The sequence below is a fragment of the Cupriavidus sp. YAF13 genome (assembly GCF_052113425.1).
GTDB lineage: Bacteria > Pseudomonadota > Gammaproteobacteria > Burkholderiales > Burkholderiaceae > Cupriavidus.
This window is the reverse complement of sequence record NZ_JBFRDD010000035.1, coordinates 105,281-131,048: the sequence shown is the minus strand read 5'-3', so window position 1 is coordinate 131,048 and position 25,768 is coordinate 105,281. Positions and strand designations below refer to the sequence as shown.

General features: G+C 66.1%; 23 protein-coding genes and 1 pseudogene. 11 read left to right on the top strand and 13 right to left on the bottom strand.

Annotation, left to right across the window (positions count from 1 at the left end):
• Positions 1-133: 133 nt before the first annotated feature.
• Together garD and AB4061_RS26110 are read right to left on the bottom strand one after the other, a co-directional pair.
• Positions 134-1,729, bottom strand: coding sequence for a galactarate dehydratase (gene garD / locus AB4061_RS26115; RefSeq protein ID WP_441638951.1), 1,596 nt, complete (start codon positions 1,727-1,729; stop codon positions 134-136).
• An 81-nt stretch (positions 1,730-1,810) separates the two neighbouring features.
• Positions 1,811-3,166: an MFS transporter gene (locus tag AB4061_RS26110; protein WP_441638949.1), complete on the bottom strand. Its 1,356-nt coding sequence runs from the start codon at positions 3,164-3,166 to the stop codon at positions 1,811-1,813.
• 521 nt (positions 3,167-3,687) lie between these two features.
• Here AB4061_RS26110 and kdgD point away from each other — a divergent pair.
• A complete protein-coding gene (gene kdgD, locus AB4061_RS26105) occupies positions 3,688-4,602 on the top strand; it encodes a 5-dehydro-4-deoxyglucarate dehydratase (RefSeq protein WP_183034353.1) in 915 nt (304 codons plus the stop codon).
• A 58-nt stretch (positions 4,603-4,660) separates the two neighbouring features.
• On the opposite strand, the pseudogene AB4061_RS26100 reads toward kdgD, so the two are convergent.
• Positions 4,661-4,927, bottom strand: a pseudogene (locus AB4061_RS26100) (carbohydrate porin); the annotation flags it as partial.
• Positions 4,928-5,595: 668 nt separating this feature from the next.
• Positions 5,596-6,525: a LysR family transcriptional regulator gene (locus tag AB4061_RS26095; RefSeq protein ID WP_441638946.1), complete on the bottom strand. Its 930-nt coding sequence runs from the start codon at positions 6,523-6,525 to the stop codon at positions 5,596-5,598.
• A gap of 99 nt (positions 6,526-6,624) precedes the next feature.
• On the opposite strand from AB4061_RS26095, the gene AB4061_RS26090 reads away from it, so the two are divergent.
• From AB4061_RS26090 to AB4061_RS26075, 4 genes are all read left to right on the top strand, one after another.
• On the top strand, positions 6,625-7,905 hold the full coding sequence (locus AB4061_RS26090) for a CaiB/BaiF CoA transferase family protein (protein ID WP_441638944.1): 1,281 nt from the start codon (positions 6,625-6,627) through the stop codon (positions 7,903-7,905).
• Entirely contained in the window at positions 7,905-8,939 is a 1,035-nt protein-coding gene (locus tag AB4061_RS26085; RefSeq protein WP_441638993.1) for an NADPH:quinone oxidoreductase family protein, read from the top strand. The genes AB4061_RS26090 and AB4061_RS26085 overlap by 1 nt, the downstream gene beginning before the upstream one ends.
• Positions 8,915-9,961, top strand: coding sequence for a tripartite tricarboxylate transporter substrate binding protein (locus AB4061_RS26080; protein ID WP_441638942.1), 1,047 nt, complete (start codon positions 8,915-8,917; stop codon positions 9,959-9,961). Before AB4061_RS26085 ends, AB4061_RS26080 begins: the two co-directional genes overlap by 25 nt.
• Before the next feature lie 123 nt (positions 9,962-10,084).
• Positions 10,085-10,999, top strand: a complete 915-nt coding sequence (locus AB4061_RS26075) for a helix-turn-helix domain-containing protein (protein ID WP_441638940.1) — start codon at positions 10,085-10,087, stop codon at positions 10,997-10,999.
• A 9-nt stretch (positions 11,000-11,008) separates the two neighbouring features.
• Here the strand turns inward: AB4061_RS26075 and AB4061_RS26070 are convergent, their stop codons facing one another.
• The 6 genes from AB4061_RS26070 to AB4061_RS26045 form a co-directional block, all read right to left on the bottom strand.
• On the bottom strand, positions 11,009-12,598 hold the full coding sequence (locus AB4061_RS26070) for an FMN-binding glutamate synthase family protein (protein WP_441638938.1): 1,590 nt from the start codon (positions 12,596-12,598) through the stop codon (positions 11,009-11,011).
• Positions 12,599-12,663: 65 nt separating this feature from the next.
• Positions 12,664-13,626, bottom strand: a complete 963-nt coding sequence (locus AB4061_RS26065) for an alpha/beta hydrolase (protein WP_441638936.1) — start codon at positions 13,624-13,626, stop codon at positions 12,664-12,666.
• Positions 13,627-13,822: 196 nt separating this feature from the next.
• Positions 13,823-14,287, bottom strand: coding sequence for an HU family DNA-binding protein (locus AB4061_RS26060; protein ID WP_150984488.1), 465 nt, complete (start codon positions 14,285-14,287; stop codon positions 13,823-13,825).
• A gap of 346 nt (positions 14,288-14,633) precedes the next feature.
• Positions 14,634-16,316 (bottom strand): class I adenylate-forming enzyme family protein, encoded by a 1,683-nt coding sequence (locus tag AB4061_RS26055; RefSeq protein WP_441638934.1) that lies wholly within the window; start codon positions 16,314-16,316, stop codon positions 14,634-14,636.
• Positions 16,317-16,449: 133 nt separating this feature from the next.
• Entirely contained in the window at positions 16,450-17,412 is a 963-nt protein-coding gene (locus AB4061_RS26050) for a cyclase family protein (RefSeq protein ID WP_441638932.1), read from the bottom strand.
• A gap of 187 nt (positions 17,413-17,599) precedes the next feature.
• A complete protein-coding gene (locus tag AB4061_RS26045) occupies positions 17,600-17,842 on the bottom strand; it encodes a hypothetical protein (protein WP_441638930.1) in 243 nt (80 codons plus the stop codon).
• Between the two features lie 141 nt (positions 17,843-17,983).
• Here AB4061_RS26045 and AB4061_RS26040 point away from each other — a divergent pair, with 141 nt between their 5' ends.
• Genes AB4061_RS26040 through AB4061_RS26030 form a run of 3 tightly spaced genes read left to right on the top strand, consistent with a single transcriptional unit; the run spans position 17,984 to position 20,434 of the window.
• Positions 17,984-18,394 carry a PepSY domain-containing protein gene (locus tag AB4061_RS26040; protein ID WP_441638928.1) on the top strand — a complete coding sequence of 137 codons (411 nt, stop codon included), beginning with the start codon at positions 17,984-17,986 and terminating at the stop codon, positions 18,392-18,394.
• A gap of 6 nt (positions 18,395-18,400) precedes the next feature.
• Complete coding sequence (locus tag AB4061_RS26035; RefSeq protein WP_441638926.1) at positions 18,401-19,102, top strand: response regulator; 702 nt, start codon at positions 18,401-18,403, stop codon at positions 19,100-19,102.
• 3 nt (positions 19,103-19,105) lie between these two features.
• Positions 19,106-20,434, top strand: a complete 1,329-nt coding sequence (locus AB4061_RS26030; RefSeq protein ID WP_441638924.1) for a sensor histidine kinase — start codon at positions 19,106-19,108, stop codon at positions 20,432-20,434.
• 53 nt (positions 20,435-20,487) lie between these two features.
• Here AB4061_RS26030 and AB4061_RS26025 read toward each other — a convergent pair whose 3' ends face one another.
• Positions 20,488-21,507, bottom strand: coding sequence for a DUF1338 domain-containing protein (locus AB4061_RS26025; protein WP_441638922.1), 1,020 nt, complete (start codon positions 21,505-21,507; stop codon positions 20,488-20,490).
• Positions 21,508-21,641: 134 nt separating this feature from the next.
• Between AB4061_RS26025 and AB4061_RS26020 the strand changes: the two genes are divergently transcribed.
• The gene (locus AB4061_RS26020; protein WP_441638920.1) at positions 21,642-22,541 is read left to right on the top strand and encodes a LysR substrate-binding domain-containing protein; all 900 of its coding nucleotides are present in this window, start codon (positions 21,642-21,644) and stop codon (positions 22,539-22,541) included.
• A gap of 19 nt (positions 22,542-22,560) precedes the next feature.
• Here AB4061_RS26020 and AB4061_RS26015 read toward each other — a convergent pair whose 3' ends face one another.
• Complete coding sequence (locus AB4061_RS26015) at positions 22,561-23,058, bottom strand: Mpo1 family 2-hydroxy fatty acid dioxygenase (RefSeq protein ID WP_174427143.1); 498 nt, start codon at positions 23,056-23,058, stop codon at positions 22,561-22,563.
• Between the two features lie 186 nt (positions 23,059-23,244).
• Here AB4061_RS26015 and AB4061_RS26010 point away from each other — a divergent pair, with 186 nt between their 5' ends.
• Complete coding sequence (locus AB4061_RS26010; protein ID WP_441638917.1) at positions 23,245-23,955, top strand: Crp/Fnr family transcriptional regulator; 711 nt, start codon at positions 23,245-23,247, stop codon at positions 23,953-23,955.
• 62 nt (positions 23,956-24,017) lie between these two features.
• Complete coding sequence (locus AB4061_RS26005) at positions 24,018-24,875, top strand: arylamine N-acetyltransferase family protein (protein ID WP_441638915.1); 858 nt, start codon at positions 24,018-24,020, stop codon at positions 24,873-24,875.
• 9 nt (positions 24,876-24,884) lie between these two features.
• Here the strand turns inward: AB4061_RS26005 and AB4061_RS26000 are convergent, their stop codons facing one another.
• Positions 24,885-25,658: a TraB/GumN family protein gene (locus tag AB4061_RS26000; protein WP_441638913.1), complete on the bottom strand. Its 774-nt coding sequence runs from the start codon at positions 25,656-25,658 to the stop codon at positions 24,885-24,887.
• Between the last annotated feature and the right edge of the window lie 110 nt (positions 25,659-25,768).

Sequence of the window (25,768 nt, the reverse complement as noted above, 5' to 3'; positions counted from 1 at the left end):
AGCCAGGAGAAGGGCCGAATCCTTCCTCATTTAAGGTTGGCCCCCGGCGAATGTAAAGCGGCAGGGACACGGGTCCCTGCCGCTTATCGCCCCATCGTTGTTTTTTTTCGGCCGCGTTGGCCGCGCTATTGGGTCACGTCACCGGCGCCGGGTTGAACAGCACCAGCGAATTATGCAGCTTATGGTGCTCGGCCCAGGTCTTCTTGCGCCCGCTCGCCACATCCAGCATCAACCGGAACAACTCCCAGCCCACATCCTCGATGGTGGCCTCGCCGGTGGCGATGCGGCCCGCATTCACGTCCATCAGGTCGTGCCAGCGGCGAGCCAGATCGCTGCGCGTTGCCACCTTGATCACCGGCACTTCGGCCAGGCCGTACGGCGTGCCGCGGCCGGTGGTGAACACGTGCAGGTTCATGCCGGCAGCCAGCTGCAGGGTGCCGCAGATAAAGTCGCTGGCAGGCGTGGCCGCGTAGATCAGGCCCTTTTGCTTGAGCTTCTCGCCGGGGGAGAGCACGCCGGTGATGGCCGTGCTGCCCGACTTGACGATCGAGCCCATGGCCTTCTCGACGATATTGGACAAGCCGCCCTTCTTGTTGCCGGGCGTGGTGTTGGCGCTGCGGTCAACGCGGCCCTTTTCCAGGTAGCGGTCGTACCAGTCCATCTCGCGGATCATGGCCTGCGCCACTTCCGGCGTGGCGGCGCGCGCGGTGAGCTGGTCGATGCCATCGCGCACTTCAGTGACTTCCGAGAACATCACGGTGGCGCCCGCGCGCACCAGCAGGTCGGTGGCAAACCCCACGGCGGGATTGGCGGTCACACCCGAAAATGCATCGCTGCCGCCGCATTGCACGCCCACCACCAGCTCCGAAGCCGGGCAGGTTTCGCGGCGGCGCTGGTCCAGCTTGGCCAGGTGGGTACGCGCCATTGCCATGATGGAATCGATCATGCTCTCGAAGCCGACGTGCTCGTCGTCCTGCAGGCACACCACGCCAACATCCAGGCCGCCGGGCAGGCTGCCGGCCGGCAGCAGGCGCTCCGGCTGCAGCTTCTCGCAACCCAGGCTCACCATCATGGCGGTGCCGCCGAAATTCGGGTTCAGCGCGATATTGCGCAGCGTGCGGATCGGCACGATGGCGTCCGGCGCATCGATGGCCACGCCGCAGCCGTAGGTGTGCTCCAGCCCCACCACGTCGTCCACATTGGGATACTGCGGCAACAGCTCGGCCTTGATGCGCCGCACCGCGTGCGCAACAACGCCCGACACGCACTGCACGGTGGTGGTGATGGCGAGGATGTTGCGGGTGCCGACCGAGCCGTCCGGATTACGAAAGCCCTCGAAGCTATAGCCTTCCAGCGGCGGCAGCGGTTCCGCCACGCGCGTGCCGACCGGCAGGTTGTCCAGCCCGGGCGCGACCGGCATCTCGATCACGCGCTCGTTGATCCAGCTGCCCTTGGGCAAGTCGCGCATCGCGTAGCCGATCACCACGTTGTAGCGCACCACAGCATCGCCAGCCGCCAGGTCCACCAGCGCCACCTTGTGGCCCTGGGGCACCCGCTCGCGCAGCGTCAGGCCGCAGGGAAATACCGTGCCCTCGGGCAGGCCGTCATCGTTGGCGACGATCGCCACGTTATCCAGCTCGTGGATGCGGATGTACAGCGCAGTGCCCTGCACCTGCGCGGCCGCCTGCGAACCGCCTGGCTGCTCTACTTTGATATCGATCACCGACATGTCTTTTTTTTTCCTTGCGAAACACTTGGCCGCTGCGCCGGGGCGGCACCTGCGCCGCAGGCGCCACGGAATTCAGGGATTTCAGGGATGCTTGAGCTCGACGCGCTTGATTTCCTTGACGATCACCAGGTAGCTGATCACCGTCACCAGCGCGTTGGCGCCGACAAAGACCAGCGCGCCATTGAAGGAACCGGTGGTGCCAAGGATATATCCGATCACGATCGGCGTGACGATGCCCGCGATATTTCCGAACATGTTAAAGATGCTGCCGGCCAGGCCAATCACTTCCTTCGGTGCGGTATCCGCCACCACGGCCCAGCCCAGCGCGCCGATGCCCTTGCCGAAGAAGGCCAGTGCCATGAAGCCCACCACCAGCCATTCGCTATCCACGTAGTTGCACGCAATCATGCTGACCGACAGCAGCATGCCAGCGACGATCGGCACCTTGCGGGCCACCGTCAGCGAATAGCCGCGGCGCAGGAACCCATCGGAAATCACGCCGCCCAGCACACCGCCCAGGAACCCGCAGATCGCCGGCAGCGATGCGACAAATCCCGCCTTCAGGATCGACATGCCACGAGCCTGTACCAGGTACACCGGAAACCACGTCAGGAAGAAGTATGTCAGCACGTTGATGCAATACTGGCCCAGGTACACGCCCAGCAGCATCCGGTTGGAGAGCAGCTGGCGCACATAGAACCAGCGCGTGCCGGGGGCTTCCTTGTCCTTCTTGCCAGCGTCCCCGCTCATCTCGATCAGGCCGCCGCCCTGCTTGATGTAGTCAAGCTCGGCGCGATTCACGCCCGGATGGGTCGTCGGGCTACGCACCACCTTGAGCCAGAGGCCGGCCAGCACCATGCCCAGCGCGCCCATCCACAGATAGACGTGGTGCCAGCCCAGCGCGTGGGTCAGCCAGGCCATCAGGGGCGTAAATAGCACCGCGGCAAAATACTGCGCGGAATTGAAAATGGCCGAGGCCGTGCCGCGCTCGGCCGTGGGAAACCAGCTGGCCACGACCTTGGCATTGGCCGGGAACGCCGGTGACTCGGCCAGGCCCACGACAAAACGCAGCACGAACAGCGTGGTCACGGCCGCGCCGACCGTGGCGAATACGCCGATAAAGCCCTGCAGCAGGGTAAAGAGCGACCACAGGAAAATGCTGCAGGCATAGATGCGGCGCGCGCCAAAGCGGTCCAGCAGCCAGCCGCCCGGGATCTGCGCCATCACATAGGCCCAGCTGAAGGCCGAGAAGATAAAGCCCATCTGCACGGCATCGAAGCCGAACTCCGAGCGCATCGCCGGGCCGGTGATGGAAAGCGTGGCGCGGTCGGCATAGTTCACCGTTGTCACCACGAAGATCATCAGCAGGATCCAGTAACGGACATGGCTGCGACGGGTGGCCTCGCCGGCCACGCTGATGGTATTGCTGAGATTCATGCTGTCTCCTGCACGAGCCGGATTGGAGATGGAAGGCCGCCTTACGTCGTACGGCTCGCAGCCATCTCGCATGCTTGGCCGGCTACGTGATATGTCATCGTATAACATGGATTATAAGCATCCGGTTTCGTCGACAACATTGCGTGTTTACCCTAGCTCCAGCGCGACGGCTTTGGCGAGGTGCATTAGCCGTTGCAGCGGCGCTGTTGGTCCAGGCGCTCCGACTGGAAGAAGCCGCGCCCGAAGCTTTCGGGCAGCTTTCAAGGCGGATTCACGAGATTCTGCCATACGCGTTCCATTCGGTGGCCGAACAGCTTCAACGCTTTAACCCTCCTGCCCTGTCTCTTCATATTGACGAATGCTGGCAAAGCCAAAGGTCGAAGCCCTTTCCCGAAACAAAAGTACTTGCGCGTTCAAACCTCTACTTGTACGATGACGTATCTCAAAAAATGCGCAGACGAAAGTCATGCACAAGAGCCACTGAACCAACACCGCCCTTGCGGGTATCAGGACCAGCCATCATGACCACACCACAAGAACTCAAGCAGATCGTCTCGGAAGGCCTGCTTTCCTTCCCCGTGACCGACTTCGACGCGCAAGGCAACTTCCGCCCCGAGACCTATGTAGAACGCCTGGAATGGCTGGCCCCCTACGGCGCTACCGCCCTGTTCGCCGCCGGTGGCACCGGTGAGTTCTTCTCGCTGACGCCGGACGACTACTCCAACGTGATCCGCACCGCCGTGGAAACCTGCGCGGGCAAGGTGCCGATCCTGGCCGGCGCCGGCGGCCCGACCCGCATGGCCATCGCCTACGCCAAGGAAGCCCAGCGCCTGGGCGCCAAGGGCATCCTGCTGCTGCCGCACTACCTGACCGAAGCCTGCCAGGACGGCATTGCCAACCATATCGAAGAAGTCTGCAAGTCGGTGCACATCGGCGTGATCGTGTACAACCGCGGCAATTCCCGCATCAACGCGGACATGCTCGAGCGCCTGGCCGACCGCTGCCCCAACCTGATCGGCTTCAAGGACGGCGTGGGCGAGATCGAGGGCATGGTCCGCATCCGCCGCAAGCTGGGCGACCGCCTGTCCTACCTGGGTGGCCTGCCCACCGCGGAAGTCTATGCCGCCGCCTACAAGGCGCTGGGCGTGCCGGTGTACTCGTCGGCCGTGTTCAACTTCATCCCCAAGACGGCGATGGACTTCTACCGCGCGATTGCCGCTGACGACCACGCCACCACCAACCGCCTGATCGACGAGTTCTTCCTGCCGTACCTGGACATCCGCAACCGCCGCGCAGGCTACGCGGTGAGCATCGTCAAGGCCGGCGCCAAGCTGGTCGGGCATGACGCCGGTCCGGTCCGCGCGCCGCTGACGGATCTGGACGAGCAGGAACTGGCGATGCTGGATGCGCTGATCAAGAAGCTGGGGCCGCAGTAAGGGGAACGGATAGTCGATCGTCGCGCCGGCGCGCACAAGCGCGGGCGCGGGCGCGGGGCGAGCGTGCACGCTCGCCCCGCGCATTCGGGCCGGATACTTTGGCCAGTTCTCCGTTGGTGAGCCCGCCGAGCCCGTGCAGCCCGGAAAACGCGACACCTTGCACAACTTCGGGGTTGAAATGGAATTCGGCACCTTTCCACAGCCGCACGCCGAGATCCAGCGTTGCCGTCCACGAGTAGCTCTTGTCCCGCCCGGCGCCGAGGCTGTTGTCGCCCGACTAGGGCGCGTTGAATGCCGGCTTCGTGCCAGACGTCTTCGGCGGCAACCGGCGCGCGGTGGAATCGCTCCAGGTACAAACGGACGCCCAGCCGTTCCAGCTCGAGGCAGCCTATATCACGCTTGCATCCAACGTGGTCGCCGCCGCGATCCAGGAGGCGTCAGTGCGGGACCAGATCGCCGCCGTCAAACGCATCATCAGCGCCAATACCCGCTCCCTCGAGATCATGCGGGGCAGTTCAAGTACGGTTCTGCCGCAGGTCTCGAGGTGGCAGCAAGACTTCGGTCGAGCTCACACGCAAACAGCAGGAACTGGGTTACGTCAACTATCTGGCCCTGCTGACCGCGGAACAGGCATATCAGCAGACGGCGATTGCCCTGGTACAAGCGCAGGCCACGCGTTTTGGCGATACGGCTGGTTTGTTCCAGGCGCTGGGAGGCGGATGGTGGAACAGGCCGGCCGACGTAGCCGAAGCCGAAGCCGAAACGAAGTCCTCCAACTAACGGCGTGCACTGAACACCGCGGAGACACAACGCCAGGACGCTCCGCCGGAAACCCCGGCACCGAGCAAGCGGCAGCGATGGCGTGCGAGTAGCAGCCATGCTGCAAAGCCAATGCAAGCTGCATACGGCAAGCCATCGCCCGCCACGCTGCCCTCGCTGCCATGCGCGAGGTGCGACGTATGACGGTCTGGATCACAGCGGGCTGCCACAGTTTCATCCGCCCCAGTTCCCCGCCTGGCTCTCCAGCCGCGCCCGGATGAAGTCCATCAGCGTGCGGGTGGCCAGCGTGGGAAACCGGTTCGGCGCGGTCAGCATGTAAATGCTGTCGCCCACGCCTTCGGGCTCGTACTCGGGCAGCACCTCCACCACTTCGCCGCGCCCGATCTGTTGCCACACGGCATAGCGCGGCAGCAAGGCCACGCCGAGCCCCACCATCATCGACTCGAACAGGAAGGGATAGTCGCCGGACTGGATGCGCGGAGCGACCCGCAGGATCAGCGGCGTGCCGCCCAGCATCAGCCTGAGATCGAAGCGCCGGCCCAGCGACGCCGGCGCGATCAGGTCGCAGTGGGCAAGATCCTCCGCGCGGCTGACCGGCCCGTGCGCCGCCAGGAACGCGGGCGATGCGCACAGGCACCAGCCTACCGCGCAAATCTTGCGCGCCACGTGATCCTCCGGCGGCAGTGAGGTGATTTTCAATGCCACATCCACCTCGGCGGAGATCAGGTCGCCGATATAGTCATTGATCAGCACGCGCAGGGAGATGGCCGGATATTGCCGGGCGAACTCCAGCAATACCTGCGCCAGGTAGAGATGCCCGAGCCCTGTGGGCAGGCGGATCCGCACATCGCCGCGCACGGTCTGGCCCAGGCTGTCGATGGAGGTGCCCGCCGCCTGCAGCTCATCCAGCATGCGCACGCCGTGCGCATACAGCAGCCGCCCGGCCTCGGTCAGTTCCACATGGCGGGTGGTGCGCCGCATCAGTTGCGCGCCCATATGCAGCTCCAGCGCCTTGAGCCGGCGAGACACATTGGAGCGGGTCATGCCGCCGCGCGCGGCCGCCGCCGTTAGCGTCTTGGATTCCACCAGCAAGACAAAGAGGCGGATCAGGTTCAGGTCGAAGCCAGGGCTATTGTCAATCATCAGTCAACACGGATGGCACAGATCAGCGGATTGTCACGGCCAGGAGTACGCCCTAGCATAAGCCATTCGACGCCACCTTACGACTCTCCGATCCTGCCGATGGCTCTGCCTGCCCCCCCATCCACGCTCGCTCCGTATCCCACCCACGCCCCCACCCCCGCATCCGTACCGGACGCAGGCCTGCCCTTCGCCGGCCTGCGCATCCTGGATATCAGCCAGGGCATTGCGGGCCCGTACTGCGCGCATATCCTCTGGCAGCAAGGCGCCGACGTCATCAAGGTCGATCCGCCCGCCGGCGACTGGGGCCGGCATGTTGGCGTGGTGCGTGGCGAGCACAGTGCCCTGTCGATCGCATACAACGCCGGCAAGCGCGGCGTCTGCATCGATGCCGCCACCGACGCCGGCAAGGCATTGTTGTTCGACCTCGCGCTGCGGGCGGATATCGTGGTGCAGAACTTCCGGCCGCAGGTTGCCGAGCGTCTTGGCGTTGGCTATGCCGCGCTGTCCACGCGCAACCCGGCGCTGGTCTATGTGTCCATCAGCGGCTACGGCGCGGACGGCCCCTATGCCGACTACCCAGCCTCGGACTCCGTGATGCAGGCTGACAGCGGCCTCATGCACACCAACCGCATGGCGGACGGCTCGCCGCGGCGCATCGGCATGCTGCTGGCGGACGCGGCCACCGGCCTGTACGCGGCGCAGGCCGCCGCCGCCGCCTTGTGCAGGCGCTTTCGCAGCGGCGCCGGCGCGCATGTCGAACTCAGCCTGTTTGACGCCTGCGTGGCGCTGCAGGCCAACAACATCCTTGAGTACGCCATCCAGGGCGCTGTGGCCGCTGGACCGGTGAGCGCGCCAAACGGAGTCTTTGCCACCAGCGATGGCAGCCTCACCTTGCTGGCGCTCAACAACGCGCAATTCGGCAGGCTCTGCCGCGCGCTGGATCGCCCTGGCTGGGCGCAAGATGCGCGCTTTACGGACAACGCCAGCCGCATGGCGAACGCGGCCTGGCTGCAGGACGCCGTGGCGGCGGTGCTTGCCAGCAAATGCACGGCACACTGGCTCAGCATCCTGCAAGCGCACGACATCCTTCATGCGCCGGTGCGCAACTACCAGCAAGTGCTCGACCACCCGCTAGCGGCGCCGCAGGAAACCTTCCAGACGGTCGAGCAGCCTGGGCTGGGTGCCCTGCCATTCGCCGGCATTCCCGCCAAGGGCATGCGGCGGGCAGCCACCGCCGCGCCGCGTGTCGGAGAACACACTGAAGCCGTGCTGCGTGAGTACGGTGTCACCCCGGACAAGCTCGCGCAGTTGCTGGAGACCGGCGTGGTCAGACAGGCCAGCCCCCTGGCGGGCAACACCACCACGGGAGCCACGGCATGATGCGGGCCATGCTCTGCGAGCATTTCGGCAAGGCGCAAGACGTCCGCCTTGCAAGCATCCCGCGCCCGGCACTGCCGGATCCGCATGCCGTCACGCTGGCGGTGGAGTACGCAAGCGTAAGCCACGCTACAGGCCTGATGGTGGCGGGCCGCTATCAGACCAAGCCGCCGTTGCCGTTCGTGCCCGGCACCGAGGCGGTCGGCCGGGTGGTGGCTTGCGGCGCAGCCGTAACCCGCTTGCGCACTGGCGACCGCGTGGCTGCCATAGCCGACTGGGGCTGCTTTGCCGAAGAAGTCACGCTGCCGGAATACACCGTCTACCCCATTCCCGATACGCTCGACGCGCTGCAGGCCCTGCCGATCCCGCTCTCCTACGGCACCGCTTACTGCGGCCTGGTGTGGCGCTGCGCCGTGCAGCCCGGCGACACCGTGCTGGTGCTTGGCGCCGGCGCCGGCGTGGGCCTGGCCGCCGTGGAAATCGCCCACCAGTTGGGCGCGCAGGTGATTGCCTGCGCCAGTACCGAATCGAAACGCGCACAGGCCCTGCAGCGCGGTGCCCGACATGCGCTCGCGCCGGAAGACCTGGCCGCCGCCGTCAAGCGCGTGAGCGGGGGGCGTGGTGCCGATGTGGTGGTGGACCCGGTAGGCGGCGACCTGTTCGACCAGGCGCTGCGCGCGGCGGCCGCCAACGCGCGGATTCTCAGCGTCGGCTTTGCCAGCGGCCGTATCCCGCAAGCGCCGCTGAACCTGCTGCTGGTCAAGAACCTGACGCTGCATGGATTCTTCGTAGGCCGCTACATCGGCTGGACGCCCGCCAACGAGCGGGCACAGCATGCCCACGCATTGCAGGCCGTCATGAAGACATTGTGCGGTTGGGCCAGCGAAGGAAAGATCCGACCGACCGTGTCGAAGGTGTATCCGATGACCGGGCTGGCCGAGGCGCTGGACGCGCTGGAAGCCAGGCAGGTCATCGGCAAAGTCGCGATAAAAATCAAGGAGACAAACTCACCATGCCAAGCCGATTCAGGGTCCTGAACACGCAACACCGTACACAGCACACCAAGCATTGCCGATCCGCATTGCGCCTTGCCCTGCTGGCAACGCTGGCAACCGCCGCCCTTGCCGCCCTAGGCACGCCGCCCGCCCGTGCCGCCGATGAATTTCCGCAGCGCCCGATCCGCATGGTGCTGCCCTACCCGCCGGGCGGCCCCACGGACCTGCTGGCGCGCGTGGTGGCCGTCAAGATGGGCGACACGCTTAGCCAGACGGTGGTGATCGACAACAAGCCTGGCGCCAGCGGCATGATCGGCGCGGAAATGGTCGCCAAGGCCGCGCCCGATGGCTACACCATCCTGGCCAATGCCTCGCTGCATGTGATCAACCCGAGCATCTATCCCAAGATGCGCTACGACGCCTTCCGCGATTTTGTGCCCGTCACGCAACTTGCCGATGTGCCGCTGGTGCTGGTGGTCAACAACGATTCGCCGGTCAAGACCGTGCAGGACCTGATCGCGTACGCCAAGGCCAAGGGCGGCAGCATCAACTTTGGCTCGGCCGGCAATGCGTCGGCCCAGCAACTGGCGGGCGAATCGTTCAAGTTCGCCGCCAATGTCTCGATGCAGCACGTGCCATACAAGGGCAGTTCGCCCGCGCTGACCGACCTGATGGGCGGCCAGATCCAGTTGATGTTCGATTCCATGCCATCGGCCATGCCATTCATCAAGGCTGGCAAGCTGCGCGCCGTGGCCGTCACCACGCTCAGGCGCGCGCGTGCCCTGCCGGACGTGCCCACGGTGGCGGAGTCCGGCTTGCCAGGTTTCAATATCAGCACCTGGTACGGCTTATGGGCGCCGCGCGGCACGCCGGCCCCGATCGTGGAGAAACTGGCGGCCCACGCCGCGCAAGCACTGCGCCAGCCCGATGTACAACGCCAGTACGCCGACATGGGCGCCGAACCGGTGGGTTCTTCCCCCGCGGAGTTCGCGCGCTACACTGCGGCAGAGGGCAAAAAATGGGCCGAGGTCGTGCGCAAGTCGGGCGCCAAGGCGGATCAATAGCCGTCTATAGCCGTCAATAGCCATCGGTGGCCATCGGTGCGCTGCCGTGGCAAGCGGCAGCACCGATGGACAGATCCGCCCCCCTGGCGGGACAATTGCCACCCAGGTGTCCGCCCCCGCCCCATGAAAACCGTCCCGACCTACTCCCTCTATGGGGTCAACTCCAACGAGCCCCTGCTGGAACAGCTGCATTTCGAGTCGATCCCGGAGCGCAGCGGCATCAACGACTGGGAAATCAAGCCGCATCGCCACGAGCGCTTTTTCCAGATCCTCTACGTGCACCAGGGCGGCGGCCGCGCGCTGCTCGACGACCGCGAATACCCCTTGGGCTCGCGCACCGTGGTGACGGTGCCGCCGCGTTGCGTGCACGGCTTTCGGTTTACGCCGGACGTGGATGGCATCGTCATTACCATGACCGACCACTACCTGCGCACGTTGCTGGCTGGCGTGCCAGATGCGCTACCGCTGTTCGAGCGGCCCTACCATGACCCGTTTGGCGGCCCGGCCGGCGGCGAGCGCGATGACGCCACCGTGCTTGCCGGGGCGCTGGAACTGTTCCGTGCGGAGATGAACGCGGTATCGCTGTGGCGCGGTGCCGCCTTGTCGGCGCTGCTGTCCTTGTTGCTGGTGGGCATTGCGCGGCGCGCTTGCGGCGCGGGTGCAACCGGGGCGCAGCCGGCGGGCAGGACCGCGCGCCACTTCCAGCAGTTCCAGCAACTGGTGGAGGCGCGTTTTCGGAATCACCAGGATCTGGCCGGCTACGCCGACACGCTCGGTATCTCACCCACCCAGCTCAACCGGATCTGCCAGCAGCTTGCCGGCAGGAGCGCGCTGCAGCTGATCCATTCGCGCCTGATCGTGGAAGCGCAGCGCGACCTGCTTTATAGCGATCTCGACATCAAGCAGATTGCCTCGACGCTGGGCTTTGCGGATGCCGCGTATTTCGCGCGCTTCTTTGCGAAGCATGTCGGGCAGACGCCCAGCGCATTCCGGCAGCACGGGCGTGCCCGCCTGCCGGCGCCGCACGCCGCGCGCTAGCGCAGCGCTTTACAACGAGAAACTGTCGGAACGCGCCAGCGGCCAGTATTTCTCGTACAACTGGTAGCGGAAATTCCCGTTGATCAGGTCGCCCGGCGTGAGGAACTTGAGCAGCTCGGACATCAGCCGCACTTCGTTGGGCGAGATGCGCCGCACGATATGGTGCGGTTTGAGATCGCCAGGATGATTCAGGCCAGCTGCCTGCAGGATTTCCAGCAGCGCGTGCAGCGTCTGGCGGTGGAAGCTGGCTACGCGCTCCGCCTTGTCAGGCACCACGATGGCGCGCTGGCGCACCGGATCCTGCGTGGCCACGCCCACGGGGCAGCGGTCGGTATGACACTTCTGTGCCTGCACGCACCCGAGCGCAAACATGAAGCCGCGCGCCGAGTTGCACCAGTCGGCGCCGGTGGCCAGCGTGCGCGCCACGTCAAAGGCGGTGATGATCTTGCCACTCGCACCAACGCGGATCTTGTCGCGCAGGTTCACGCCCACCAGCGTGTTGTGCACCAGCAGCAGCCCTTCCTGCAGCGGCACGCCGATATGGTCGACGAACTCCAGCGGCGCTGCGCCGGTGCCGCCTTCGGCGCCATCCACCACGATGAAGTCCGGCAGGATGCCGGATTCCAGCATGGCCTTGACGATGCCGAAGAATTCCCAGGGGTGCCCGATGCATAGCTTGAAGCCGGTGGGCTTGCCGCCCGACAGCGTGCGCAGCCGGTCGACAAACTGCAGCAGGCCCAGCGGCGTGGAGAACTCGCTGTGCGTGGCCGGCGAGATGCAATCCTCGCCCATGCCGATGCCACGCGTGGCGGCAATCTCCGGCGTCACCTTGGCCGCCGGCAGCACGCCGCCGTGGCCCGGCTTGGCGCCTTGCGAGAGCTTGACCTCGATCATCTTGACCTGCGGCGAGCGCGCCTGCTCGGCGAACTTGTCGGGATCGAAGCCGCCGTCAGGGCGGCGGCAGCCGAAGTAGCCTGAGGCTACCTCCCAGATCAGGTCGCCGCCTTCCGCACGGTGATACGGCGAGATGGAGCCTTCGCCAGTATCGTGGATAAAGCCGCCGAGCTTGGCACCGCGGTTGAGCGAGCGGATCGCATTGCCGGACAACGCGCCAAAGCTCATGGCCGAGACGTTGAAGATCGACAGCGAGTAAGGCTGGGCACGGCCCTCGCCGACGGTAATGCGAAAGTCAGCGGAGGGGATGCGCGTTGGCGCAAGCGAATGGCTGATCCACTCGTGGCCCGCCAGGCGCACATCGATCTCGGTGCCGAAGGGCCGGCTGTCGACCTCGTTCTTGGCACGCTGGTAGACCAGGCTGCGCTGCTGGCGCGAGAACGGCATCTCATTGGTGTCGTCCTCGATGAAATACTGGCGGATCTCCGGGCGGATGAACTCGAAGAAGAAGCGCAGGTGGCCCCAGATCGGATAGTTGCGCAGGATGGAGTGGCGCGACTGGCCGATGTCATGCAAGCCAACCAGTAGCAGCGCAACGGGCACAGCCAGCCATGCCGGGGAAAGCCGGTGACCGGCGGCAAGTGCCGCAAGGACCAGCAAGGCGAGCGCGGTCAGCCAGACCGCGCCGTAACGACGAGAAAGCATGGGGACTCCCTAACTACTTTAGGCCGGCACCTGGCCGGCAACCCCGCGATTATCGCCGTTCCTTGTTACATCGGCTGATACCCGGTTGCAGCGCCCTGCCCAGCACGCACCTCCGGCGGCCGCTGCGGGGCTTCATCGGCCTGCACCGCGGCGACGATCTGCGCGAAGGCCGCATTGGATTCCGGCATTGGCAACAGCATCCACACGTGGAACATGCCCTCGTACTCGTAATAGCGCAGCGGCAAGCCCTGCTCCTGCGCAAGCGCGTGATAAGCGCGGCAGTCCGGCAGCAGGACGTCGTGGGTGCCGATGAAGAGTGTCACAGGAGGCAAGCCGCGCAGGCTGCCGTAGATGGGGCTGACCTGCGCAAGCGTGACGGGATCGCCGCCGGCATAGACCCGCCCGCACTCGATGCCGCCGAGCTTCGACAACATCGGGTCAAGTGGTTCGAGCGCATCGATGCCCGGGTTGCTGCCGGTGGCATCCAGGAACGGCGACAGCAAGACCAGGCGTCCAGGCAGCGCGCGTCCGGTATCCCGGGCCATTTGCGCCAGCGCAAGCGCCATGCCGCCGCCGGCGGAGTCGCCCATGACGGTCAGGCTGGCGGGCGGATTGCCACGGACCAACTGGTCGTAGAGCGGCAGCAGTCCTGCAAAGACTTCACGATGGGTATGCTCGGGCGCCAGCGGATAGATCGGCACGGTCACCGTCGCGCCAAGCGCGTCCACCAGCTTGCCAATGAAATCCCAGTGCTGGCTGACGATATCGAAGACGTAGCCGCCGCCATGGAGATAGAGTATTTGCCTGCCGCTGTCGTTGCCCCGCGGGCGCACGGTGTAGACCTCGACGCCGGCCACAGGTTCCATGCTCACCGCATGACGCGCCAGCAAGCGCGCCGTGGGATTCGCGCGGCCGATCTTGCGGCGGCGGCGAATTTCCTCATGCAGCGCCTGCGCGCTGGAAAAACGCTGTTTGCGCCGGACCAGGCGCAAGGCAAGCCGCCACAGGCGGCACTGGATGCTAGGCATGACGATCTCCCGGAATGGTGCGCCCTTCATTGGCGGCCGGCTGAGGAACTGCGGAAACTACCAAAACAGCGGGAATGCGGGAAAGCTGGAACGACGGCGGGAACTACGCGCGAACTACGTGCACGGCCGCACGTTCGCCGGATACAAAAAAGGAGCCGGCTAGCGGCTCCTTTTCAAGCTGGAAACAGGGCCCCTATCAGGCGGCAGCTGCGTCCTTCAGCTTCTTCAGCGGGCGTACCTTGACCTTGACGCTAGCCGGCTTGGCCGGGAACCAACGCTCTTCACCGGAGAACGGGTCCTTGCCGAAGCGCTTCTTCTTGGCCGGTACTTGCTGAGCCGTGACCTTCATCAGGCCGGGCAGCGTGAATTCGCCGGCGCCCTTCTTGTGCAGCGCGCTGACGATGGTGTTTTCCAGATGGGCCAGCACCGTCTTCACGGCCTTGGCGTCCAGCTGGGTCTGTGCTACCAGGTGAGCGACCAGGCTCGACTTGTTGAAGGTGTCCTTCAGCGGGCGCGGGGTCACCGCGGCAGCCGGAGCAGCCTTCTTGGCCGGCGCGGCCTTCTTGGCAGCAGCCTTTACGGGAGCGGCTTTGGTTGCCGGTGCCTTCTTGGCAGCGGTCTTGGTTGCAGTCTTCGCGGTCGGATTCGCTTTGGTCGCCATATCGATAAATATGAGTTGAACAGAATGATGTCGCACGGGATGTGGCATCCGATGTCGCTCGACGCCTCGTCGATCGACTATCGGCGTGCGGCATCGACTGAATCATAGCGGAAACAACGGGACGTCAAGGGGTTTTCGTGTGTGCGAGTGTAAAAACCGGGGTTTTCCCCGGGGTTTTTTGAGGTTTTGTCTCGCGCGGGCTGCCGTTGTGTCGCGCGGACGCAGCAGTGGATGCGTCCGCGGACTCTATATACAAGGGGTAAACGCGTGATTCCGTCTTTTTTTCCACGCCGGATGCCGCGCGCGCGCCGAGGATTCCAGCCGCCTTCCTGCGCGCGCGGCACCCTCAGCCACGCAGCTCGCGCCGCAAGATCTTGCCCGTGACCGTCTTCGGCAACTCGTCGATGATCTCCACCACGCGCGGGTATTTATAAGCTGCCATGCGCTCCTTGCACCAGGCCAGCAGCGCTTCCGGCGTGACGCTGGCCTGCGGTTTCAGGCTGACCACGGCCTTCACCGTCTCGCCGCGATAAGCGTCGGGAATGCCCACCACGGCCGCCTCGCGCACCGCGGGATGCGTATACAAGACGTCTTCCACCTCGCGGGGCCAGACCTTGTAGCCAGCGGCGACGATCATGTCCTTCTTGCGGTCGACGAGGTAGAACCAGCCTTGCGCGTCCATGAAACCAACATCGCCGGTGTGGAAATAGCCGCCCGCCATGGCTTTTGCCGTCTCTTCCGGCTTGTTCCAGTAGCCCGGCACGATCATCGGTCCGCGCGAAATGATCTCGCCGACCTCGCCCACCGGCACCGGCGCGCCCGCATCGTCGCCGATGAAAGAGTCGACATTGAAGGCGGGAACGCCGATCGCCAGCGTGCCGGAGGCCGGATCCACCGGCGCCTCCCGGCCCAGCGGCACCACGTGGGTGGGCGAGTTGGTCTCGGTCAGGCCGTAGCCGTTGTGGATATAGTGCCCAAACTTGGCACGGAACTGCTCCACCACGCTCGGCGGGATCGGTGCGCCGCCCGAGTAGATCTTGCCCAGCGTGGCGAAATGCGCGCGGGTCGCCTCGGGATGGTTCATCAGCGCGATGAAGACCGTGATCGAGCCGATGGTGAACTCGACCCGACGGTCGCGGATGGCCTCCAGGACCACGCCCGGCTCGAAACGGCAGGCCAGCACCAGCGGCGCTGCGCAGATGAACGCCGCAGCCACGTGGCCCACCAGTCCGGTGATATGGAACAGCGGCGCCACGCCCAGGATCGGGCCGCCCTCCGCCAAGCCGATCCAGTCGCGGTACACCTGCGCATTGAAAGCAACATTGCCGTGGGTGTTCATCGCGCCCTTGGGCACGCCGGTGGTGCCGGAGGTGTACACCAGCATCGCAATATCGTCTGCCGCGAGCTTGACCGGCGCTGGCCTCTGGCCCAGGTACTCTTGCACCAGCGTCAGCAGATCAGGCACACCCTCGGCGGGCTGGCGCCTGGTCGCGGCAAACAGGCGCGGATCGGCACGCGTCTGGAAATCCAGCTCGGACGTGGTGATCACCGCAGGCAGCGCCAGGGGCGCGGCGGCGGCGTCCTGGCCACGCCGCTCGTCATCGAACAGCCCGCTCACCACATCGGCATAGAGCGATTCGTGGCAGATCAGTACCTTCGCGCCGGAGTCGGCCAGCACCAGGCGCAGTTCGCGTGCGCGGTTCATCGGGTTGACCGGCACCGCGATGGCGCCGAGCTTCCACGCGGCAACCAGCCCGATGACGAACTGCGGCACGTTCTGCAGGTACAGCGCAATCCGCTCGCCGCGCGCGCAGCCGCGCGATGATAGCGCTACCGCCAGCGCATCGGAGAGCGCATCCACCTCGGCATAGCTGAGCGTGGCGTCGAAGTAGTGGATTGCCGGACTGGCCGGCGCGCGGTCCGCGGCGGCCCGGAAGATGGACAGTGCGTCGGTAAATTGCGGGGTGATGGTGTGCGGCTGGCCGGCGTTGTAGCTGGAAAGCCAGGGCTTCTCTTCATAGGGCGTCATGAGGCACCTCGATAGGCACGGCGGGTAGTGTCAAGCATAGCGCTTGGTCGAAACGAAGCTGGCGCCGCACAGCGCAAGAAGCCATTGCGGCTTCTCCACCGGACGGCGCCGAGGGCAGGCTTTTTTGCCTGGCTTACTTGATGACCACCGGGTTGACCGGCGCGCCGCTGCCGTTCACTACCTTGAGCGGCGCCGCCGTATAGAGGAAGGTCCACTGCTGATCGTCAGCGCAGTCCGCGGCGAGCGGGTCCAGCTGGGCGATCTCGGTCAGGGTGATGCCCAGGTTGCGCATCAGCGCATTGTGCAGCGGCAAGGCCACGCCCGAGACCGGGTCCACCGTCACCTCGTTGGCAATCGTGTCGGTGACGAGGTTGGGGATCTCCATGCGATGGAACCACTCGACCAGTTCTGCGCTATAGGTCAGGCCCGGCTCGACGAACTCACGATAAAACTCAGCCTGGTCGCGCTTGTAGAAGGAGCCGATCCAGCCGGTGCGGATCACCAGGATGTCGTGCTTCTCGATGCGCACGCCCTGCATCTCGGCGGCGGCGAGCAAGTCGAGATGGGTGAAGGTCTCGCCCGGGGCGAGCACGTCCTTGCCGCGGTGGCGCGCCATGTCGATCAGCACGCCGCGCCCGACCACGCCACGTTCCGCGATCGGCAGGATGCTGGCTTTTTCCAGGCCGCCGATGGTGGATTTGGCATCGTAGCCATTCCATAGCTGATCGCCGTACCAGACATGGCCCAGGGCGTCGTACTGGGTCGAGCCCTGCAGATACATGATCATCATGTCGTCGGCGTACTCGGCCTCGCCGGGGAACTTCGGGCCCTTGCCGCAAAGGTAGTGGCCTTTGTCCATCACGTTGAGGCGGCGCGCCTGCGAACGCCCGGGCCAGACCGGGTCGCCGGCGGGGTTACCCATCTGGATCTGCAGGGTGAAGGTCTTGCCGGAGCGCACGGAAGCCACGCCGCGCAGCGCCTCCGCCCGGGTGAGATAGTTCAGCGAACCGACCTCGTCATCCGGCCCCCATTTGCCCCAGTTCTTCGGTGCATCGCGCAACAACTCGGCTACCAGCGGGACGTTCTTCGATTCCATGCCATGTCTCCTTCTTGGATTGACCCTGAGGGATCGCACTGTGCCGGTCATGTCCGTGGCGCATGGTCGGCCATGCGCAGAGAGCATAAATAAGAACGGTCGTGCGTTTATTTTGAGTCGAGTGTAGGACCAGGCGCAGGAGCATGTCCAGACATGGAAAACCCGCCGAGGGTTGCAGGCGCCTGCTTCAGTCGTCCAGCCCGAAGGCCAGCAGCGGCCCGAGCATCAGTGCCCCGAGCACGATCATGGACAGGCCGCTGTCCATGTGCTTCCATTCGTGCAGCACGGCCCGCGCGTCGACCTGCGCCCAGAACAGGGACACAACACCCAGCAGGACGACGATCACCGCCGCGGCCAGCGCGAACCCGTCGCGCGTGGCGCGGCGGTGGATTTCGGAAGGGCTATCATTCGGGATGCGCACGCCTTGCATGGCCAGACTCCTGGAAAACTGTGACGATGACGATCAATGCAATGGCGCCCATTGTTGTGATCCCTGCCTGAACCCATGCTGAGCGCGCCATTCAGCTTGCGTTCAGGCAAGGCACGGCAGACTGCTTCGTTCCATCAAGGCTTGCTCTCAACCGTATTGCCCCGCTCGCTCACGCCATTGCCTTCGTTGCGCACCGCCACCTCGTCCCTGTCCCGCGCCCTGTCCCGCGCCCTGCTGCCGCTGCTGGCCGCCCTGCCGCTGCTGCTGGCAGCCCCGGCGCCCGCCCATGCCGACAAGGACGCCGACCGCGCCCGCGCCGCCGTCCAGTCGGGCGAGATCCTGCCGCTCACGCGCATCCTGGAGGCAGTGTCGGCCCAGTACACGGGTGATGTGATCGGCGTCAAGCTCGACCGCGACGATGGCGTCTGGCAGTACGAAGTCAAGCTGCTGCTGGCAAGCGGCTCGGTGGCCAAGCTCGAATACGACGCCAAGACCGCCACCCTGCTCAAAGCCAAGGGGCGCGATCTTGAGCAGGCCCGCAAGAAACCCTGATCCCCCATGCGCATCCTCCTGGTAGAAGACGAGGCCGTGCTGGCCGCCCAGATCCGCGCCAGCCTGGTCAGCGCCGGGTATGCGGTCGATACTGCCGCGCACGGCATCGATGCCTGGCACCTGGGCGCCGAAGAGCCCTACGATGCCGTGGTGCTCGACCTTGGCCTGCCCGGGCTCGACGGGCTCTCCGTGCTGCGCCGCTGGCGCGCGGCGCAGGTGAACCTGCCGGTGCTGATCCTGACCGCGCGCGACAGCTGGACCGACAAAGTGGAAGGCATCGATGCCGGGGCCGACGACTACCTCGCCAAGCCCTTTCGCATGGAGGAGTTGCTGGCCCGCATCCGCGCGCTGATCCGCCGCGCCCATGGCATGTCCGCGCCCGAGCTGGCCTGCGGCCCGGTGCGCCTGAACGCGCGCACGGGCGTGGCGACCGTCGACGGCGCCGCGGTGGTGCTGACCGCCCATGAGTTCAAGGTGCTGGATTACCTGATGCACCACCCGGGCGCGATCATCAGCAAGGCCGTGCTGACCGAGCACATCTATGCGCAGGATTTCGACCGCGACAGCAACACCATCGAAGTCTTCATCGGACGGCTGCGGCGCAAGCTCGGCGTGGACGTCATCGAGACCGTGCGCGGACAGGGCTACCGCCTGCGCCCGCCGGCGTCTCCCGAAGCCCATGCAACCTCCACAAACGCCGCCAACTGACCCATGCGCCAGTCATTAGCCATCCGCCTGCTCGCGTTCGCGGCCATCTGGCTGGCCGCCGCGCTCGGCGGCACCGGCTGGCTGCTCTCCACGCTGTTCGCGCGCCACGTCAACGATACCTATGTGCGCCAGCTCGACAATCAGCTCACCAGCCTCGCCGCCGCCCTGGACTGGAGCCCTGACGGCAAGCTCGCCCTGACCCGAAGCCCGGCCGACCCGCGCTTTGAACTACCCTACTCCGGCGCCTACTGGCAGGCGCAGGCACCGGGCGCCACGCTGCGCTCACGCTCGCTCTGGGACGCCGAAATGCCGGCCACCGTGGGCAACAAGGTAGCGGGCAGCCATGCCGAGATCCGGCCCGGGCCCAATGGGCAATCGCTGCTGGTGGTGTCGCGCCCCATCGTGCTGGCGTCGGCCGATACGCCGGTGATGCTGTCGGTGGCGCTGGATCGCACCGAGCTGCGCGCGGCGCGCCAGGCCTTCAACCGGCTGCTGGGCTGGTCGCTCACGGCGCTGGGCGCGGGCCTGCTGCTGGCGGTGGCGGCCCAGGTGAAGTTTGGCCTCGCGCCGCTGGCGCGGCTGCGCCAGGCACTCGCTACCCTGCAGGCACGCCGCGAGAGCCGCCTGGGCGGCACGTGGCCGTCCGAGGTGGTGCCGCTGGTCACCGAGATCAATTCCTTGCTGGCGCGTAACGCCGATGCGCTGGAGCGCTCGCGGCGCCAGGCCGCCGACCTCGCGCACGCAGTCAAGACGCCCCTGGCCATCCTCGCCAACGAAGCCGGGCGCCTGCCCGGCGAGGCGGCCCGCGCCGCCGCCAGCCAGGTCGAGGCCATGCGCCGGCAGGTGGACCGCCACCTGGCGCGCGCACGGGCGGCAGGGGCGGCGGGCACGCGCGGGGCGCGCATCGATGCCGGCCCCGCGGCAGGCGAGCTGGCCCGCGCGCTGACCCGCCTGCACAGCGGGCGCGAGATCGATATCCAGGTGGAAGGCAACGGGCACTTCGCCGGCGACCGCCAGGACCTGATCGAGATCCTCGGCAACCTGCTCGACAACGCCTGCCAATGGGCGCGCTCGCGCGTTCGTGTCAAGCTCGCGGAGCGCGGCGGCATGCTTGAGGTCACCGTCGAAGACGACGGGCCGGGCATGCAGGCTGAGGCCCGCGAGCTGGCCACGGCACGCTATGGGCGGCTGGATGAGTCCGCTGCCGGCAGCGGACTGGGCCTGGCCATCGTCAGCGAGATGGCGGCCCTTTATGAGGGTGGCCTGGAGCTGGGCCACAGCGAACTGGGCGGATTGCAGGCCTGCCTGCGCCTGCCGGCCGGCCAGCCGTAAACCAAAAAAAGGCCGGACGAGCCGACCCTTCTCCTGCTACCGCATTGCCCGCGTTAGCAGGCCGCCGTCATCTTGAAGATGCCCTGTGCATTGCCGGCATCGAACGACAGATCCAACGTGCCGCCAGCCGCCTCCGTCGCGGGCACGAAATCGCGGGTGATGAACTCGTAGAACGAGCCTGGCACGCTGCGCTTGACCACCACGCCGTCGGCGCCGACAAACCCGCGCTCCACCGGATCGGCCTTGAATGCCGTCTGCAGGACCCGCCCGGAGCGCGACACTTCCACCGAATCCTTGATCGGGCGGCCCAGGGTGCGCTGCGCGTCCGCCACGGCGCGCACATCCGCCACGCGGTCGGTGGCGTGGTTGAAGGCGTTGCCCTCGGTGGAAATCCAGGCCATCTCGGCCGATTCCTTCAGCAGCAATTCATAGTCGGCCAGCGCCGGCTCGGCATGTTGGCGGGCGAAGCAGGCTGCCAGTTGCGGCACCAGGCGCGCCGCCTCGGCCATCGGCAGGCTCGCGTCGCGCTCCAGCAGGGCCAGTTGCGCGACGGCTTCGTCGCCGAGCGGATCGACGGACTTCGACACCACGCGCGACACGGCGGACTGGAAATCGGTACTGAAACGCTCGGGATGCAACTCGCTCAGGAAATACTGGGCGATGTCGTCAGGCAGGTCGGCATGCGCGTAGGAGCGGCCGGTCATGCCGATGCGCTCGAGCGGGTAGGTGCCGTTGAGGCGGTAGCCCAACGGGCCCAGGATACGGGTGAAAGCGATCTCGCCCGAGGGCAGGCTGCCGCAATCCCACTTCACCGTGCGCAGCGCGCCGTGGTCGAACACCACTTGCCCACCCGCCTGGATCACGTCGCGGGTATAGGCCATGCCGGTCGGCACGCGCTCGAGAATGCCGGCAAACAGCACCATATTGAGCGCCTGCGCCACTTCGGCGCGGCTCGCCTGTTCGCTGGTAGAAGACAGCAATTGCGGGGAAACATTCATCAATTGCAGCAACTCGGCTGCTTGGGTTTCGCCGCAAACGGTCTCGAGGAGGCGTTGCAGATTCGGCTTCGTCATGGTCAATGCGCTGAAATGTGTTTGTTTTCGGGGGATGGCGGGGGCCGACGGCCTCCGGGTGGGGCTTATTGTGCGGCTGCGGCAGAGTTCGTACAATTGATAACTTCGCACCAACTTCCTTCCAAAAACGCACTATGCGCAAGGGCATACCGAGCCTCACGGCACTCCAGATGTTCGAGGCCGCGGCGCGCCTGGGCAGCTTTACCCGCGCCGCCGACGAGCTGGCGGTGACGGAGAGCGCGGTTTGCAGGCAGATCGCAGGGCTGGAAGCGCGGCTTGGCGTGCCGCTGTTCCACCGCATCCGCAAGCGCATCGTGCTGACGCCGGCTGGCGGGACCTATGCCGAAGAAGTGCGGGAACGGCTCGACCAGATCGAGCAGGTGACGCTGGATGTGATGGCCCAGCGCCCGCGCGGGCGCGCCATCGAGTTGGCCATCGGCCCCACCTTTGCCAGCCAGTGGCTGATCCCGCGCCTGCCGCTGCTGGCGCGCGCCCTGCCCGATCTCACGCTGCATCTCTCGGCGCGCACCGAGGCATTCGAGCTCAGTGATACCGCGTTCGACGCGGCCATCTATTACGGTGAAGGGCTGTGGCCGGGCACGCAGGGCGAGCGGATCCTGCAAGAAGGCCCATCGGTGCCGGTGTGCAGCCCCGCCCTGTTGGGGCGCCGCAAGCGCCTGGACCTGGATCAGTTGCTGGAATTGCCGCTGTTGCACCTAAACACGCGCTTGCGCGCCTGGAGCGACTGGCTCGCCGCCGCGGGCGCGGCGCTGCCGGCGCAGGCCTTGCGCGGCCCGCGCTACGACCTCTACACCATGCTGGCGCAGGCGGCAGCCGCCGGCATCGGCGTGGCGCTGATTCCACGCATCCTGATCACCGAAGAACTGGCGCAAGGCCGGCTGGTGGTGCCGCTAGCCACGCTGCCGGCGCAGATCGACAATCGCAAGGCCTATTACTTCGTCCACCGGCGCGGCCTGCCTCCCGACGACAAGGTCTTGCAACTGCGCGACTGGCTGCTGGAACACGGCGCCTAGATGCCGGGCGCGCCGAAGGTCAATGCGCGTGGGCGCTGACGGCCTCGCGGGTGTCCCGCGCCAGGCCCATTGCGAAAGCCACTTCGGCCACCAGGAAGAGCGGCCCGACCAGAAGCCCAGCCAGGTCATCCACAAACGCAGGCTTGCGGCCTTCGTAGTAGTGCCCGACGAACTGGATCAGCCAGCCCGCCACGAACAGGCCAATGCCCCAAGCCAGCCATGCGCCGGTGGACAGCGCAGCGATGGCGCCGCCGGCGTAGACAAAGCCAGCCAGGATCACCGTCATCGCCAGCCCGAACCCCGCCGACAGGCGCAGGTAGAACAGGCAAGACAGGCCATAAACGACCATTGCTGGCGTCAGGTACGCCGGACCGGCGTCAAGCGGCATGGCCGGGCGGGCCAGCAGTGTGGTCACAGCTAGCACAATCATGGGAATGCCGATGAAATGGCTGAACACATTGCGCGCGTCGCGGTGATAGGCTGCGTAGTTAGCCAGGTGATCGATCAGTGTCTTCACGGGGTCTCCTGCCGGGGCGTCGTTGTCGTCGCGTATTTCTGTCCGCGTATTTGTGGCCGCGTACTGTGGCCGCGTACTGTGGCCGCGTACTGTGGCTACACGTTGTGGCCGTATATTAATAGGCAGCAAAAAACCCGTCTGTCCGGTTTTTGACAGTCGGCAAGAGCATCGATCAAGGAGACCATCATGCGCCTGGCAACCCGTGGCCAGCAGGAGCCGGCCCTGGATCCGCTGCACGCCTTGCGCGGCGGGAGCTGGTTTGGCGCCTTGCCGGCGGCCATGCAAGACACCCTGCTGCGGGACGCGGCCACGCGCAAGCTGGCCGCCGGCCAGATGCTGTTTGCCCGCGGCAACGCCTTTGACGGCATCTACGGCGTGACTGCCGGCTCGGTGCAGATCGACACCCACAGCGAGTCTGGCAAGGCCGCCTTGATCGGCCTGCTGGGACCGGGCAGCTGGTTTGGCGAGATTTGCCTGTTCGACGGCCTGGCGCGCACGCACGACGCCCACGCCACCAGCGCGGCCACCGTGCTGCACCTGCAGCGCGACAAGCTCTACGCGATGCTGTCGGCGCACCCCGAATGGTGGCGCGAGTTCGGCAAGCTGCTCGCCGCCAAGACGCGCGAGGCCTTTCATTACGTGGAAGAGGCGCAATTGCTGCCGCCGCTGGCGCGCACCGGGCGCCGGCTGGTGGCCATTGCCCAGGCCTACGGCGACCTGCCCGGGCTGGAGCGCCGCTCCGTGCATATCCCGCAGGAACAACTCGGGCAGATGCTCGGGCTGTCGCGCCAGACCGTCAACCAGGCCCTGCGCGAACTCGAGGCGCGCGGGCTGTTGCGGCTGCACTATGCCGACATCGAGTTGCTCGACCTGCCGGCATTGCTGGCGCTGGCCTGACAGCGCCGCCCTTCCCGATCCCCTCAGCCTGCGCTGGCAGCGCAAACCAGACAGCCATCGCCATGACCTATCTAGACGACACCCGCCTGCAAGCCTATCTCAGCCGCATCGGCCACCCGCTGCCGAGCCAGCCGGACCTCGCCACGCTCGACAGCCTGATCGCGGCGCAACTGGCGCGGATTCCCTTTGAAAACGTCGACGTGTTGCTGCAGCGCCCGATCAAGATCGGCCTGGACGCGGTGTTCGACAAGCTGGTCGCCAACGCGCGCGGCGGCTACTGCTTCGAGCAAAACACCTTGCTTGCCGGCGCGCTGCGTGCGCTCGGCTACGTGGTCACGCCGCTGGCTGCACGGGTGCGCTGGAACGTGCCGGAAGACGTGCCCACCATGCAATCGCACATGCTGCTGCGCGTGGAGGCCGCGCATCACAGCTATATCGTGGACGTGGGCTTTGGCGGCCCTACGCCGTATCGGGCCATGCCGCTGCCACAGGCGGAGCAAGCCGATCCGTCGTTCCCGTACCGCCTGTCCTGCGTGGAGACGACAGGTGCGGCCTTTCACGTGTACGACCTGGAGGTCAAGACCGCAAGTGCGTGGTTCAAGCTCTACCAGTTCGATCTTTCGCCGCAGCAGGCCATCGATTTCGAGCCGCGCAACTGGTACACCTCCACCCATCCCGACAGCCTGTTCCGCAACGCCCTGACCCTGGCGCGCTCGCAAGGCGACACCCGGCTGACGCTGATCAACGGCGACTTTGCCGTGCGCGCGGCCGATGGCAGCGTGCAGCGCCAGCAACTGGAAACGCCGGCTGCCATTGTCCAGGCGCTGCGAGATCGATTCGGGCTGGCGCTGGATCCTGCCAGCGAGGCGCAACTGGCCCAGCTTTTGCCCGCGCTGATTGAGGCGCGCAGCAACAGATAAGCGTTCGCTTCACCAGGGTTCGGGCAGCAGTTCGAGCCCGGCGGCCGCAAGCAGCGCCGGCAACCCCGCATCGCCCACCATGTGCAGGGCACCGGCCACGATCAGGGTTGGTACGCGATCCGCGACCAGCGCCTGGATTTTCGGCATCCACTGCCGGTTGCGTGCATCGACCAGGACCGCCAGCGTGTCCGGCCATTGTGCGCGGCGCTGCGCTAGCAGCGCGCCGAACGGCCCGGCCTGCCCTTGCCGCCACCAGCGCACCATATCCGCCGGCTCCGCCGCGGCCAGTTCCGGCTGCTCGGCAAAAAATGCCAGCATCGATACCTGCTCGGCCAGCGGCACGCACTGCAACATCTGCAGCGCTTCGGTGCCATCCTCCAGCGCATCCGTTGCCCGCCCATCGACGGCGGCGCGCGCCCACAAGAACCGATCGACACCATGCTGCGCCAGGATGCCGTGCCTGGCGGCCACCGCGAACTGCAGATGCATCGCGGCGAACACGGGGCGCAGGCGCTCCAGTTCCGGGCCGGGCAGGCCGAAATCCAGCCAAAGCGCCCGCACCTGCGCAAGCGTGGCCGGCTGCAGATGGCGGCTAAGACCATCGCCTTGCGGGAAGTACGCCGGCGCGAAGTCCGGCGCCTGGTCCAGCGCCACCTCGAAGACCACCCGCGCCGAAGCGCGGTAGGCGCGCTCCGCGGCCGGCACCAGTGCCGGCAACGGCGCATCCAGCACGTGGATGGCCCCCAGCAGGTAGACCTCGGTATCCTTGATTTGCCAAAGCATGAAACGCTTACCTCGTCCTTTGTGGCCTGTTGCAGCCTGTTATGGCCTGTTCGCCGTCTGTGGGTACGGACATCATGCCGCTTGTCTTGCTGACGTCATGCACCGAATGC

Coding starts and splice junctions, on each gene's coding strand:
- AB4061_RS26010 (WP_441638917.1), top strand. CDS start 23,245: ATGCGCCTGGCAACCCGTGGCCAGCAGGAGCCGGCCCTGGATCCGCTG.
- AB4061_RS26065 (WP_441638936.1), bottom strand. CDS start 13,626: ATGCCTAGCATCCAGTGCCGCCTGTGGCGGCTTGCCTTGCGCCTGGTC.
- AB4061_RS26075 (WP_441638940.1), top strand. CDS start 10,085: ATGAAAACCGTCCCGACCTACTCCCTCTATGGGGTCAACTCCAACGAG.
- AB4061_RS26005 (WP_441638915.1), top strand. CDS start 24,018: ATGACCTATCTAGACGACACCCGCCTGCAAGCCTATCTCAGCCGCATC.
- AB4061_RS26030 (WP_441638924.1), top strand. CDS start 19,106: ATGCGCCAGTCATTAGCCATCCGCCTGCTCGCGTTCGCGGCCATCTGG.
- kdgD (WP_183034353.1), top strand. CDS start 3,688: ATGACCACACCACAAGAACTCAAGCAGATCGTCTCGGAAGGCCTGCTT.
- AB4061_RS26090 (WP_441638944.1), top strand. CDS start 6,625: ATGGCTCTGCCTGCCCCCCCATCCACGCTCGCTCCGTATCCCACCCAC.
- AB4061_RS26060 (WP_150984488.1), bottom strand. CDS start 14,287: ATGGCGACCAAAGCGAATCCGACCGCGAAGACTGCAACCAAGACCGCT.
- AB4061_RS26110 (WP_441638949.1), bottom strand. CDS start 3,166: ATGAATCTCAGCAATACCATCAGCGTGGCCGGCGAGGCCACCCGTCGC.
- AB4061_RS26085 (WP_441638993.1), top strand. CDS start 7,905: ATGCGGGCCATGCTCTGCGAGCATTTCGGCAAGGCGCAAGACGTCCGC.
- AB4061_RS26000 (WP_441638913.1), bottom strand. CDS start 25,658: ATGCTTTGGCAAATCAAGGATACCGAGGTCTACCTGCTGGGGGCCATC.
- AB4061_RS26080 (WP_441638942.1), top strand. CDS start 8,915: ATGCCAAGCCGATTCAGGGTCCTGAACACGCAACACCGTACACAGCAC.
- AB4061_RS26025 (WP_441638922.1), bottom strand. CDS start 21,507: ATGACGAAGCCGAATCTGCAACGCCTCCTCGAGACCGTTTGCGGCGAA.
- AB4061_RS26050 (WP_441638932.1), bottom strand. CDS start 17,412: ATGGAATCGAAGAACGTCCCGCTGGTAGCCGAGTTGTTGCGCGATGCA.
- AB4061_RS26035 (WP_441638926.1), top strand. CDS start 18,401: ATGCGCATCCTCCTGGTAGAAGACGAGGCCGTGCTGGCCGCCCAGATC.
- AB4061_RS26070 (WP_441638938.1), bottom strand. CDS start 12,598: ATGCTTTCTCGTCGTTACGGCGCGGTCTGGCTGACCGCGCTCGCCTTG.
- AB4061_RS26045 (WP_441638930.1), bottom strand. CDS start 17,842: ATGCAAGGCGTGCGCATCCCGAATGATAGCCCTTCCGAAATCCACCGC.
- AB4061_RS26020 (WP_441638920.1), top strand. CDS start 21,642: ATGCGCAAGGGCATACCGAGCCTCACGGCACTCCAGATGTTCGAGGCC.
- AB4061_RS26095 (WP_441638946.1), bottom strand. CDS start 6,525: ATGATTGACAATAGCCCTGGCTTCGACCTGAACCTGATCCGCCTCTTT.
- garD (WP_441638951.1), bottom strand. CDS start 1,729: ATGTCGGTGATCGATATCAAAGTAGAGCAGCCAGGCGGTTCGCAGGCG.
- AB4061_RS26055 (WP_441638934.1), bottom strand. CDS start 16,316: ATGACGCCCTATGAAGAGAAGCCCTGGCTTTCCAGCTACAACGCCGGC.